Consider the following 13,126-nt stretch of genomic DNA (forward strand, 5'->3'; position numbering starts at 1 on the left):
CTACTCCCGTTCCTACTGACAGTACGTTGAACTTCGCGCCATCCTATCGCGCCGCCGGGGCAGGCGCAGCCTCTTTCGCGGGCGGCCGGACGACCAGATTGGCTGTGACCGCCGCACGCAGCCGGGGTTCGCAAAGTGGTTCATAATCAACCGCCGAACCGGCAGCGCCGATGGCGGTCGAACCACTCCATTGCCGGCGAACGTCCACGACAAGGAATCCCATGCGACTTCTGAAACTAGCAGCCCTGTGCGGCATCAGCCTGTTATTGGGGGCATGCCAGGGTCTGTTCAAGCCCGCGCTCGACGAACCGCTGGCCGCGCAGCACACCGCGTTCGAACATCCCCAACCCGGTTGCCAGGGCGAGCAGTGCCCGCTGTTCAACCTCGATACCCTCAGCTTCGACGACGAGCCGGCGCTCAACGAGGCGATCAACACGCAACTGCTGCAACTGGCCCGCGAAGGCGACGGCGCGGCGCCCGCCAGCCTGGACGTCTACGAGAAGCGCTTCCTCGATTCGGCCCAGCCCGGCTGGAGTTCCTACCTTCAAGCGAAGATCCGCGAACAGCATGACGGTCTGGTGATCATCGAGCTGTCCAGCTATCGCTTCACCGGCGGCGAGTACGGCCAGCCCGGCCGCGCATTCATCAATTATGATCGACGCATCCACAAGGTGCTCACCCTCCAGGACATTCTTCTGCCCGGCCAGGAGGACAACTTCTGGAAGGTGGCGCGCATGGCGCACCAGGCGTGGATCCTGCAGAACAAGCTGGACGAGCAGGACCCGAACTTCTCGAAGGACTGGCCGTTCCAGCCGACCGAGCACTTCGCCCTGACCTTCGGCGCGATGACGCTCAAGTACGACATCGACCGCATCGCCCCGCATTCGGTCGGGCACCCGGAGCTGAAGATTCCGTATCCGCGCCTGAATGGCATCGTGAAGACCTACTACTTCCCGGGGCGCGGGGCGCAGTAAGTCTCGATCTGACTAGCCAGAGAGCCATCGCAGATTCGTCCGCGATTCACCGGCTGCTCAGGAGCGTTCCCGGTCGCGTGCATGGCCCGCTCCTACAGTTGGCCGTGGAGCAATGGCTCAGCTTTTGTAGGAGCGGGCCATGCCCGCGAACAGCATCACGCTGAAGCCGGCACCCTGGCGCCAACGCGCCCCAGCAGCAGCTGCAGCACACCGGCCACCACCAGCGCCGGCAAGGTCGCGCCCAGGTCCGGCTGGTAGTTCGCCAGCAGGTGATACACCACCACGCCACCGCCCCAGGCAACCAGCGAACCCCAGCGCAGGCCGTGGGGAATCGCTGCCGGCGCGCGACGGCGCAGGACGAAGTGGTCGATCAGCACCACGCCGAACAGCGGCGCGAACACCGAGCCGATCAGCAGCAGGAAGTTCTGGTACTGCGCAAGCGGCGCGAACCAGGCGATCAGGGTGCAGATCACGCCGATGGTCAGGGCCAGCAGCTCGACCTTGAGCGGCAACAGGATACCGCTGGAAACCGCCGCCGAGTGGATGTCGGCGAAGGCCTTCTCCGATTCATCCAGCAGGATCAGCAGCAGCGGGATGCCCATGCCGGCGCCGGCCAGCGCCAGCAGCAGCGCATTGGCGTCGCTGCCCTGGGCGAACGCCAGGGTATAGGCCACACCCAGCCCCATCAGCCAGAAGCAGCCGATGAAGAAGCCCAGCGCGGCGCCGGCGAAGGTCTGCCCGGCGCGCTTGCCGAAGCGCGAGTAGTCGGCGATCAGCGGTAGCCACGACAGCGGCATGGCGATGGCGATGTCGAAGCCCACGGCGAAGGACAGCGAGCCGTCGCCGGCCTTGGTCCAGAGGGCGGCCAGGTCGGCGCGCTGGAACAGGTCGAAGGTCAGCCAGATGCACGCGGCGAGTAACAGCCAGATGCCCCAGCGGCGCAGCACCTTGCGCACGAAGGCGAGCGGGCCGGCCACTGCCAGCAGGGTCGCCAGGGCGCCGAATACCAGGGTCCAGAGCGCCGGACTGGTCCACAGGCTGCCTTCGCCGAAGGCACGGGTCGCCAACAGGCTGGCGGCATCGCGCATGACGATGATCTCGAAGGCGCCCCAACCGATCAGCTGCATCAGGTTCAGCAGCGCCGGCAGCGCGGCGCCGTGGCTGCCCAGGCTGAGCTTGAGCGAGGCCATGGCGGACAGGCCGGTGTCGGTGCCGATCACCCCGGCGCTGGCCAGCAGCAGCACGCCGACCAGGGTGCCGAGCAGGATTGCACCGAGCGCGCCGGCCAGGCCCAGGCCCGGCGCCAGCAGGGCGCCGGTCTGCAGCACCATCAGGCCGATGCCCAGGGAGAACCAGAGGGAGAACAGGTCGCGCAGGCCGAGCACGCGCTGGGCGCTGCCCACGGCGGAGGTCGGTGAATAGTCGATGGCGGTAGTGGTCACGATGCGTGCAGGGCTCAGTGGTTGGAGTGGGTCTTGTTCTTGGGATGGAGCGAAAACGCCCGGCTCCGCGAAGAGCCGGGCGCGGGTGTCACACCTGTTTGTAGATCACCGAGCCTTCGTCCCTGAAGCGCGTGGCCTGCTCCTGGAAGCCGGCCTCGATGGCTTTCTGCTCATCGGTCAGGCCGTTTTCCTTGGCGTAGTCGCGGACTTCCTGGGTGATCTTCATGGAGCAGAACTTCGGCCCGCACATGGAGCAGAAGTGCGCCACCTTGGCCGAGTCCTTGGGCAGGGTCTCGTCATGGAAGGCCCGGGCGGTGTCCGGGTCCAGGCCGAGGTTGAACTGGTCCTCCCAGCGGAACTCGAAGCGCGCCTTGGACAGCGCATTGTCGCGGATCTGCGCGCCCGGATGGCCCTTGGCAAGGTCGGCGGCGTGCGCCGCGATCTTGTAGGTGATGATGCCGGTCTTCACGTCATCCTTGTTCGGCAGGCCCAGGTGCTCCTTGGGCGTGACGTAGCAGAGCATGGCGCAGCCGAACCAGCCGATCATCGCCGCACCGATGCCCGAGGTGATGTGGTCGTAGCCCGGCGCGATGTCGGTGGTCAGTGGGCCAAGGGTGTAGAACGGCGCCTCGTCGCAGCACTCCAGCTGCTTGTCCATGTTCTCCTTGATCAGGTGCATCGGCACGTGGCCGGGGCCTTCGATCAACACCTGGACATCATGCTTCCAGGCGATCCGGGTCAGCTCGCCCAAGGTCTCCAGCTCGCCGAACTGCGCGGCGTCGTTGGCGTCGGCCACCGAGCCCGGACGCAGGCCGTCGCCCAGCGAGAAGCTGACGTCATAGGCCTTCATGATCTGGCAGATTTCCTCGAAGTGGGTGTAGAGGAAATTCTCCTGGTGATGGGCCAGGCACCACTTGGCCATGATCGAGCCACCACGGGAGACGATGCCGGTGACGCGCTTGGCGGTCAGCGGTACGTAGCGCAGCAACACACCGGCATGGATGGTGAAGTAGTCCACGCCCTGCTCGGCCTGTTCGATCAGGGTGTCGCGGAAGATTTCCCAGGTCAGGTCCTCGGCGACGCCGTTGACCTTCTCCAGCGCCTGGTAGATCGGCACGGTGCCGATGGGTACCGGGCTGTTGCGCAGGATCCACTCGCGGGTCTCGTGGATGTGCTTGCCGGTGGACAGGTCCATCACCGTGTCGGCGCCCCAGCGGATGCCCCAGGTGAGCTTCTCCACTTCTTCCTCGATGGAAGAACCCAGCGCACTGTTGCCGATGTTGCCGTTGACCTTCACCAGGAAGTTGCGGCCGATGATCATCGGTTCCAGTTCGATGTGGTTGATGTTCGCCGGGATGATCGCGCGGCCACGGGCCACTTCCTCGCGGACGAACTCGGGGGTGATTTCCTTGGGAATGCTCGCCCCGAAGCTCTGCCCCGGATGCTGGGCGTCCAGCAGGCCGGCGGCGCGGGCTTCCTGCAGCTTCATGTTCTCGCGGATGGCGATGTATTCCATCTCCGGCGTGATGATGCCCTGGCGCGCGTAGTGCATCTGCGTGACGTTGCTGCCGGCCTTGGCGCGGCGCGGGGTGCGCACGTGGGCGAAGCGCAGGGCGTCGAGGCTGGCATCGGCCAGGCGCGACTGGCCGAACTCGGAGGTCAGGCCGGGAAGGATTTCAGTGTCGCCGCGCTCGTCGATCCAGCGCGAGCGCACGTCCGGCAGGCCCTTGCGCAGGTCGATGCGCACATCCGGGTCGGTGTAGGGGCCGGAGGTGTCGTAGACCATCACCGGGGCGTTCTGCTCGCCACCGAAGGCGGTCGGGGTATCGGCGAGGGAAATTTCCCGCACGGGGACGCGGATGTCCGGGCGCGAGCCGGTCAGGTAGACCTTTTTCGAATTCGGAAAGGGCTGGGTCGACTGGCGGTCCAGCTGTTCAAGGCGGGTGACGTTGTTTTTCTGGGTGCTCATCCTGGCTCTCCTGGGGTTGATTGCCGGGGGAGAACCTGAGACGAGAGGAGCTGCTAACTGCAGCGAAGGGACGCATCCCGGAGAGGGCTGGGGCCGGGGCGGAATGCGCCGCGGGATGCGTACTTCTTGTTCCCTACGCGGGTGCTAACCCGATCAGGTTCAACGGGATCCGGAACTATCCGATCTCAGCCCCTCGCAATGGGGCACCCCGACAAGAACGCCCGCAGTCTAATCAAGTGCGCACGGATAAGCCAACGCCGCCCGGCCGAAAACGCGCAATTGCCTACACGCGGCTACACTCCTGCCTCGGAAGGCTCGTACGAACGTGCCTTGACCGCCACCGGCGGCGACCGTAGCCTTGCCCCACCTCGCATCACTTTCCAGGATGAACGAATGCTGCGCAGACTCTCTCTGGCTGTCGCTGTAGCCGCAACGACAGGCTTTGCCTGGGCTGCACAGCCCGCTCCGGCCGCTCCCTCGCTGCCCACCAAGACGGACCTGATCAACGTCTACAAGGATGCCGTCGACAACAACGCCGATCTCGCCGCCGCCCAGGCCGACTACCTGGCGCGCAAGGAAGCCGTGCCCCAGGCACGCTCCGGCCTGCTGCCGCAGATCAATGCCGGCGCCAGCACAGGCAGCACCCGCACTTCGCTGGACACCCCCAGCGCCACGCTGAACCGTAACACCCAGCTGGTCCAGGCGAGCCTGAGCCAGCCGCTGTTCCGCGCGGACCGCTGGTTCCAGCTCAAGGCCGCGGAAAACACCACCGAACAGGCACAGCTGGAATTCTCCGCCACCCAGCAGCAACTGATCCTGCAGACCGCCCAGACCTACTTCGGCGTACTCCGCGCCCAGGACAACCTGGCCGCCAGCAAGGCCGAGGAAGCGGCGTTCAAGCGCCAGCTCGACCAGTCGAACGAACGCTTCGACGTCGGCCTCTCCGACAAGACCGACGTGCTCGAATCCCAAGCCAGCTACGACACCGCGCGGGCCAACCGCCTGGTGGCCGAGCAGCAGGTGGATGACGCCTTCCAGGCCCTGGTGACCCTGACCAACCGCGAGTACAGCTCCATCGAGGGCATCCTCCACTCGCTGCCGGTCGTCGCACCGATCCCCAACGACGCCAAGGCCTGGGTGGACACCTCGGTCCAGCAGAACCTGCGCCTGCAGGCCAGCAACTACGCGGTCGACGCCGCCGAAGAGACCCTGCGCCAGCGCAAGGCCGGCCACCTGCCGACCGTGGACGCCGTGGCCCAGTACCAGAAGGGCGACAACGATGCCCTGGGCTTCTCCAACTCCGGTTTGCCGGGTGAGCCGCACTACGGCAAGTATGTCGACCAGAGCAGCATCGGCCTGCAGCTCAACGTGCCGATCTACAGCGGCGGCCTGACCAGCTCCCAGGTCCGCGAGGCCTACCAGCGCCTGAACCAGAGCGAACAGCTGCGCGAAAGCCAGCGCCGCCAGGTCGTTCAGGACGCCCGCAACCAGCACCGCGCGGTGAACACCGACGTGGAGCAGGTGAAGGCGCGTCGCCAGGCGATCATCTCCAACCAGAGCTCGCTGGAAGCCACCGAGATCGGTTACCAGGTCGGTACCCGCAACATCGTCGACGTACTGGACGCCCAGCGTTCGCTGTACAACTCGGTGCGCGACTACAACAACACCCGCTACGACTACATCCTCGACAACCTGAGCCTCAAGCAGACCGCCGGCACCCTCGCGCCGAGCGACCTGGAGGCACTGGGCGCGTACCTGAAGCCGGACTACAACCCGGACAAGGACTTCCTCCCGCCGGACCTGGCCAAGGCCGCCGAGGCGCAACTCAAGGCTGGCGCGAAGTACTGACCCAGCCCCAAGAAAAAGCCCCGCATCGCGGGGCTTTTTCTTGCCGGACAATCGCCCTGGCATTGATCGCAGAAGCAGACTGAAACGACGGCGCCGGTCAGTCGCGATATCCTGGCGATACCCGGTCCAGCATGCGCAGCAATGCCGACCACGCCAGATCGTAGCCATCCGGGTCGCTCAACTCCCCTTCCGCCAGCGGCCGCGCCGGAGCGTTGAATTGCTGCTCGGTGTGACGGCACACCTCCTCCGGCGGGATCACCAGCTCACCGCCCGCCTGGGCCGCCAGCTGGATGTCACAGGCCTTCTCCAGGTAGTACATGCGCAGGAACGCCTGCTGCACCGTCTGCCCTACGGTCAGCAGGCCGTGGTTGCGCAGCATCAGGCCGTAGTGGTCGCCCAGGTCGCGCACCAGGCGCTCCTGCTCGTCCATCGACAGGGCGATGCCCTCGTAGTCGTGGTAGCCGAGGCGTCCGTAGAACTCCAGGGATATCTGGTTCAGCGGCAGCAAGCCGCAGGCCTGCGCCGCCACCGCGCAGCCGGCGCGGGTATGGGTATGCAGCACGCACTGCGCGTCGTCGCGAGCGCCGTGGATGGCGCTGTGGATGACGAAGCCGGCGGGGTTGACCTTGTACGGCGATGGCTCCACTGCATGGCCGGACAGGTCGATCTTCACCAGGCTGGAGGCGGTGATCTCGTCGAACATCAGGCCGTAGGGGTTGATCAGGAAATGGTGTTCGGGACCGGGGATGCGCACCGAGATGTGGGTGAAGATCAGGTCGGTCATGCGGTAGTGCGCGATCAGGCGGTAGCAGGCCGCCAGCTCCTCGCGCAATTTCCATTCTTCGGGCGAACAGGTGGCGCGGCTCGGGGCCGGCGCCTGCAGCGACGTCATGGTGCTCTCCTCCTCAAGGCAAAAGGCGCCGGAGCGATTGCCCCGGCGTCACGGTCACGATCTGGTCATTGCGCGGCCCAGGCGTTGAAGCGCTCTTCCAGCTCCTCGCCGTGGTCGACCCAGAATTCATCGTCCATCGCCAGGCCCACGGGCAGGTTCTGCTTCGAGGTCGGCACCCAGCCAGCGAGGTCGGCCGGCAGGCGTTCGGCGGCCTGCGTGTTGGTCGGACCATACGCAATGTGCTTCACGTAGTCGACTTGCGCATCGGCGCCGTTGGCGAAGGCGATGAAGCGCTTGGCCGCATCGACGTGCGTGGAGCCCTTGATGATCGCCCAGTAGTCCATGCCGTACAGGCTGCCCGGCCAGACCAGTTGCAGGTTGCGCCCGGCCTTGAAGGCATCGGCGATACGCCCGGTGTAGGTGGTGGTCATCACCACATCACCGGCGGCCAGCCACTGCGGCGGTTGCGCGCCAGCCTCCCACCACTGCACGTAGGGCTTGATCTGGTCGAGCTTGGCGAAGGCGCGGTCGACGCCGGCCTTGGTGCCCAGTTCCTTGTAGACGTCCGCGGGCTTCACGCCGTCGGCCATCAGGGCGAACTCCAGGTTGTAGATGGCGCGCTTGCGCAGACCGCGCTTGCCGGGGAATTTCTTCACGTCCCAGAAATCCGCCCAGGACTGCGGCGCCGGCTTGAGCTTGTCGGCGTCGTAGGCGATGGCCACGCCCCAGACCAGGGCGGCGGAACCACAGTCCTTCGCGGCGTTGGGGATCAGCTGTTCCTTGTTGCCGATCTGCTGCCAGTCCAGCGGCACGAACAGGCCTTCGTCGCAGCCCCGGGCCAGGTCCGGCCCTTCGATCTGCACCACGTCCCAGTCGGCATGGCCGGTGTCGGCCATCACCTTGATGCGCGCCATCTCGCCGTTGTACTCGGTCTGGGTCACGCCGACCCCGGACTGCTTGCTGAAGGGTTGGAAGAAGGCTGCATCCTGGGCCTTCTGGCCGGCGCCGCCGTAGCCGACTACCACCATGTTCTCGGCGGCCTGGGCAGCGCCGCAGCCGAGCCCGAATGCAAGCAGCAGCGGCGAGACGGCGGTCTTGAGGAAGGAGCGCTTGTGGCAGGTGTTGCGGTGGAAAGTCATCGAGCATACCCCCAGTCGTAGGTGGCAATGGGCGCAGCCGGGATGGCCGCGCACACGCTGGACGGGCGCGCCGAAACAACGTTGCAGGAAAGGCAGGGCAGAGAGAAATCGATTGCCAGCGGGTGGGCCCGCCATGCGAGGGGGGACCGTACGGGACGGGTCATGCGCCTCTCCTCTTGTAGTTGTTGTGGAGCACGTCGCGGTGACCCCGGAGGCGTCCGGGGTGAGATTGAAACTACTCAGTCACTTTTAAAAAAACAAGTTGATTTTTTACTGGCGGTAAATTTCCATAGATACAACTTAAATAACACTTGCCTAGACAACATTGTCCGTTCGAGGAGAAGCCGCCGTGTCCCAGGTCCGTCACTTCCAGCAGTCCGCCCTGCAATTCCAACCCTACGGTGGGCAAGACATCGAACGCGCCGCCATCTGCCGGCTGATCGGCCCGGCGGACAGCGAAACCATGGGCGCGGGCCTGGCGCGTTTCGACGGCGTGTCCATCGAGTGGACGGTGCTCTACGACGAGCTGATCGTGGTGCTGGAAGGCAATTTCCGCCTGCGCCTGGCCGACCAGGTGATCGACGCCAAACCGGGCGACGTGATCTGGGTCCCCGAACGCACGCCGCTGGCCTACGAAGGCGAGAAAGCCTGCGTGTTCTACGCGCTCTACCCGGTGGACTGGCAGGCGCGCAACGCCTGAGTCCGCTTCCGGCCGCCCGACGCGGCCGGCGTTTCAACGCTGCCCCCCAGGCTGCACCACAACAAGAATCCGGAGTTGCCCGATGAGCCAGTTTCCCCACCTGTTCAGCCCGCTGCGCATCCGCGGCAAGGAGCTGAAGAACCGCATCATGTCCACCGGGCACGACACCTCGATGCCCACCGACAACCTGGTCAATGACCAGTTGGTGGCCTACCACACCGCCCGCGCCAAAGGCGGCGTCGGCCTGATCGTGCTGCAGGTCGCCGGCGTGCACGACAGTGCCCGCTACACCTCTCACGTGCTGATGGCCACCGATGACGAGTGCATCCCCGGCTACCGGCGCATCGCCGAGGCCTGCCACGCAGAGGGCACCGTGGTGCTGTCGCAGGTGTTCCACCCCGGCCGCGAGATCATGGAGTCCAGCGACGGTCTGCTGGCCGTGGCTTACGCGCCGTCCGCCTCGCCCAACGAACGCTTCCGGGTGATGCCCCGCGAGCTGAGCCAGGCGATGATCGACGAGATCGTCCAGGGCTACGCCGACGCCGCTCGCCGCCTGCATGCCGCCGGCATCGACGGCGTGGAAGTGGTCGCCAGCCACGGCTACCTGCCGGCGCAGTTCCTCAACCCACGGGTGAACCGCCGCAGCGACGGCTACAACGGCGACCTCGACGCACGCCTGCGCTTCACCCGCGAAGTGATCGCCGCCGTGCGCGCCGCCACCGACCCGGAGTTCATCATCGGCCTGCGCATCTCCGCCGACGAGCGCGACCCGGAAGGCCTCACCGAAGACGAATCGCTGCAGGGCGTGAAAGGCCTGCAGAACTCGCTGGACTATGTGCACATAGTCGCCGGCACTTCGGCGTCGCTGGGCGGCGCCATCCACATCGTTCCGCCGATGGCCGTCGAAGCGGCGTACCTGGCGAACGAAGCCGGCACCTTCAAGCGCAACCTGGAGATCCCGCTGTTCGTCACCGGGCGCATCAACCAGCCGCAGGAAGCCGAGCTGATCCTCGCCCGCGGCCAGGCCGATGTCTGCGGCATGACCCGCGCGCTGATCTGCGACCCGCAGATGCCGGGCAAGACCGAAAGCGGTCACGTCGAGGACGTGCGCGCCTGCATCGCCTGTAACCAGGCGTGCATCGGCCACTTCCACCGCGGCTACCCGATCTCCTGCATCCAGCACCCGGAAACCGGCCGCGAGCTGATCTACGCCGAACGCAAGATGGCCACCCAGCGCAAGCGCGTGCTGGTGGTCGGCGGCGGGCCGGCCGGCATGAAGGCCGCCGCCGTCGCGGCACAGCGCGGCCATGACGTGACTCTCTGCGAGGCCAGCGGCCAGCTCGGCGGACAGGTCAATCTCGCCCAGTTGCTGCCACGCCGTGCGGAGTTCGGCGGCGCCTCCACCAACCTGCAGCGCGAGATGCAGCTGGCCGGCGTCGAAGTGCGCCGCAACACCCGCGTCGACCGTGCATTGGTCGAACAGGAACGCCCCGACGTGGTCATCGTCGCCACCGGCGCCACACCCTATCGCCCGCCCTACGAGGAAGCCGGCGAACTGCAGGTGGTGGACGCCTGGCAGGTACTGCGTGGCGAAGTGCAGCTGGGCCGCTCGGTGCTGGTCACGGACTGGCGCGCCGACTGGATCGCCCCCGGCATCGCCGAGCGCCTGGTGCGCGACGGCCACCAGGTGCACCTGGCGGTGAACGGCACCCACGCCGGCGAAAGCCTGCCGCTCTACGTGCGCGACCACATGGCCGGCGAGCTGCACCGCCTGGGCATCACCATCACCCCTTATGCGCGCCTGTACGGCGTCGACGATAGCACCGTGTACCTGCAGCACACCGCCAGCGGCGAGCCGATGCTGGTGGAAAACATCGACACCCTGGTGCTCTGCCAGGGACACCAGCCGGTGGACGAACTGGCCGACGAGATCGCCGACCTCGCCGAAGTCCGCCGCATCGGCGACTGCCTGGCGCCGCGTACGGCAGAAGAAGCGATCTATGAAGGGCTCAAGGCGGGCTGGGCGATCTGAGGTGCGGAGAATCGGCTTCTTGAATGATGCGGCTCCGATTAGCCCTGCTTCTGAGTAGGATGGCGTGGAGCGCAGCGATACCCATCAATGCCCGAGCAGCGTCAGCATGGGTATCGCTGCGCTCCACCCATCCTACGACGAGCAGAACCTGGGACGCCCCATGGCTCCCAATGAAGAAACAAAGGACCCGGCGCATTGTTTAGAATGCCTCACGACGCCAATCGCCAGGACCACCGCCGCATGAGCCGCAAAGCCCCGCAGGAAGCCCCCGCCAACGCCGAAGCTCAGTTCCTCGGCACCCGCATCCGCGGCCTGCGCAAGCGCCGTGGCATGACGCTGGCGGAGCTGGCCGAGCAGAGCGGACTCACCGCCGGCTACATCAGCCAGCTGGAACGCAACCTGGCCTACCCATCGATCCCGGCGCTGTTCAACATCGCCCGCAGCCTGGGCGTCACGATCCAGTGGTTCTTCGCCAGCGAAGTTCAGGTCGACCCGGCCGACGCCGGCTACGTGGTGCGCCGCAACGCCCGTACCAGCGTGCATTACGAAGACGGCATCGTCGACGAACTGCTCAGCCCGCAGCCCAGCCGCCAGCTGGAAATCCTCCACTCGAAGTTTCCGCCCGGCACCTACAGCCAGCAGAGCTACAGCCACGACGGCGAGGAGGCCGGCTACCTGCTCAGCGGCACCTTCGAGCTCTGGGTGGGCGAGCGGCATTTCGTGCTCAACGAAGGCGACAGCTTCAGCTATTCCAGCCAGGAGCCGCACCGCTACGGCAACCCCGGCGAGGTGGATGCCGTGGTGCTCTGGGTAATTACGCCGCCGACTTTCTGATCAGTCGCCCGAGGCCATCCAGCAAACGCTCCAGCGCGCCCTGGTTGGCCCTCATCACGCCCAGGCCGGCATCGGCCATGCGCTCGGCAGAAGCCGGCTCGTCCCACAGGGCGGCCACCGCCACCGCCAGCGAAGGCGCATCAGCCACTTCGCGCAGCGCGCCGACCTCGCGCAGTTGCGCGGCGATTTCCAGGAAGTTGAACAGATGCGGGCCGGACAGCACCGGCTTGCCCAGAGCCGCCGGTTCCAGCAGGTTGTGCCCGCCATTGGGCACCAGGCTGCCGCCGACGAAGGCGACATCGGCCAGCGCATAGAGGAACAGCAACTCGCCCATGGTGTCGCCCAGCAGCACCTGGGTGTCCGCCTTGACCTGCTCACCGGTGGAGCGGCGCAGGGTGCGCAAGCCTTCGCGGCTGCACAGCTCGAACATAGGGTTGAAGCGTTCCGGGTGACGCGGCACCAGAATCAGCAGTGCGTCCGGGTGTTTCTCCAGCAGCTGGCGGTGCGCAGCGAGGATGATTTCGTCTTCCCCGGCATGGGTGCTGGCGGCAATCCAGACTGGTCGCTGCAGCGCCTGCCACTGGCTGCGCAGGTCACTGGCGCGCGCCAGCAGCTCGGGATCGATGGTCAGGTCGAACTTGATCGAACCGGTCACGCTCACGCAGTCCGGGCGCGCACCCAGCTGGCGGAAGCGTTCGGCTTCGGTCTCGGTCTGCACGGCGATCCAGCTCATCTCTTCCAGCATCGGCCGGGTCAGCCCGGCGAAGCGCGCGTAACCGCGCGCTGAGCGTTCGGACAGCCGCGCATTGGCCAGAGCCACCGGAATGCCGCGTTTGGCGCACTGGTGGATGTGGTTCGGCCACAGCTCGGTTTCCATGATCACGCCCAGCACCGGCTGCGCACGGTCGAGGAAGCGCGCCGCCGCCCAGGGCAGGTCGTAGGGCAGATAGCAGTGCTGTACCTGATCGCCGAACAGCGCGCGGATGCGCTCGGAGCCGGTGGGCGTCATGCAGGTGACGGTGATCGGCAGATCGGGATGGCGCTGCATCAGCGCGCGGATCATCGGCGCGGCAGCGATGCTCTCGCCCACCGACACCGCGTGCACCCAGATGCCGCCGGGCTTGAGCGCTGGCAGCCCGAGGGCGAAGCGCTCGCCGACGCGCTGGGCATAGGCCGGCGCCTTGCGCGAACGCAGGAACAGGCGCAGCGCGACCAGCGGCAGGCCCAGGTGGAACAGCAGGGTATAGAGGGTCCGGTTCATGGCGGCGGAGAGTAGCAAATTCCCCTCATCCCCCG

At 66.4% G+C, this 13,126-nt stretch carries 10 protein-coding genes and 1 riboswitch; of the genes, 5 read left to right on the forward strand and 5 right to left on the reverse strand.

What is annotated here, in order from left to right:
• Positions 1–221: 221 nt before the first annotated feature.
• The gene (locus tag IB256_RS11965; RefSeq protein ID WP_192293023.1) at positions 222–974 is read left to right on the forward strand and encodes an RsiV family protein; all 753 of its coding nucleotides are present in this window, start codon (positions 222–224) and stop codon (positions 972–974) included.
• Between the two features lie 155 nt (positions 975–1,129).
• Here the strand turns inward: IB256_RS11965 and cytX are convergent, their stop codons facing one another.
• Together cytX and thiC are read right to left on the reverse strand one after the other, a co-directional pair.
• Positions 1,130–2,416: a putative hydroxymethylpyrimidine transporter CytX gene (gene cytX / locus IB256_RS11970; protein ID WP_192402687.1), complete on the reverse strand. Its 1,287-nt coding sequence runs from the start codon at positions 2,414–2,416 to the stop codon at positions 1,130–1,132.
• An 88-nt stretch (positions 2,417–2,504) separates the two neighbouring features.
• Positions 2,505–4,385 (reverse strand): phosphomethylpyrimidine synthase ThiC, encoded by a 1,881-nt coding sequence (thiC, locus tag IB256_RS11975; RefSeq protein WP_192293027.1) that lies wholly within the window; start codon positions 4,383–4,385, stop codon positions 2,505–2,507.
• 113 nt (positions 4,386–4,498) lie between these two features.
• Positions 4,499–4,606: riboswitch (TPP riboswitch) on the reverse strand.
• A 172-nt stretch (positions 4,607–4,778) separates the two neighbouring features.
• On the opposite strand from thiC, the gene IB256_RS11980 reads away from it, so the two are divergent.
• Entirely contained in the window at positions 4,779–6,233 is a 1,455-nt protein-coding gene (locus IB256_RS11980; protein WP_081515501.1) for a TolC family outer membrane protein, read from the forward strand.
• Positions 6,234–6,330: 97 nt separating this feature from the next.
• Here the strand turns inward: IB256_RS11980 and IB256_RS11985 are convergent, their stop codons facing one another.
• Entirely contained in the window at positions 6,331–7,125 is a 795-nt protein-coding gene (locus IB256_RS11985; protein WP_192293029.1) for a class II aldolase/adducin family protein, read from the reverse strand.
• Between the two features lie 65 nt (positions 7,126–7,190).
• A complete protein-coding gene (locus tag IB256_RS11990; protein WP_192402695.1) occupies positions 7,191–8,264 on the reverse strand; it encodes an ABC transporter substrate-binding protein in 1,074 nt (357 codons plus the stop codon).
• A 349-nt stretch (positions 8,265–8,613) separates the two neighbouring features.
• Here IB256_RS11990 and IB256_RS11995 point away from each other — a divergent pair, with 349 nt between their 5' ends.
• The 3 genes from IB256_RS11995 to IB256_RS12005 all read left to right on the forward strand — a co-directional run bounded on the left by IB256_RS11995 (position 8,614) and on the right by IB256_RS12005 (position 11,830).
• Positions 8,614–8,964, forward strand: coding sequence for a cupin domain-containing protein (locus tag IB256_RS11995; protein WP_081515498.1), 351 nt, complete (start codon positions 8,614–8,616; stop codon positions 8,962–8,964).
• An 82-nt stretch (positions 8,965–9,046) separates the two neighbouring features.
• Positions 9,047–10,996 carry an FAD-dependent oxidoreductase gene (locus tag IB256_RS12000; protein ID WP_192293033.1) on the forward strand — a complete coding sequence of 650 codons (1,950 nt, stop codon included), beginning with the start codon at positions 9,047–9,049 and terminating at the stop codon, positions 10,994–10,996.
• A gap of 240 nt (positions 10,997–11,236) precedes the next feature.
• Positions 11,237–11,830, forward strand: a complete 594-nt coding sequence (locus IB256_RS12005) for a helix-turn-helix domain-containing protein (RefSeq protein ID WP_081515496.1) — start codon at positions 11,237–11,239, stop codon at positions 11,828–11,830.
• Here IB256_RS12005 and waaA read toward each other — a convergent pair.
• The gene (waaA, locus tag IB256_RS12010) at positions 11,811–13,091 is read right to left on the reverse strand and encodes a lipid IV(A) 3-deoxy-D-manno-octulosonic acid transferase (protein ID WP_192402963.1); all 1,281 of its coding nucleotides are present in this window, start codon (positions 13,089–13,091) and stop codon (positions 11,811–11,813) included. The genes IB256_RS12005 and waaA overlap by 20 nt on opposite strands.
• Positions 13,092–13,126 lie beyond the last annotated feature (35 nt).

Origin of the sequence: Pseudomonas sp. PDM17 (assembly GCF_014851985.1) — a bacterium.
GTDB lineage: Bacteria > Pseudomonadota > Gammaproteobacteria > Pseudomonadales > Pseudomonadaceae > Pseudomonas.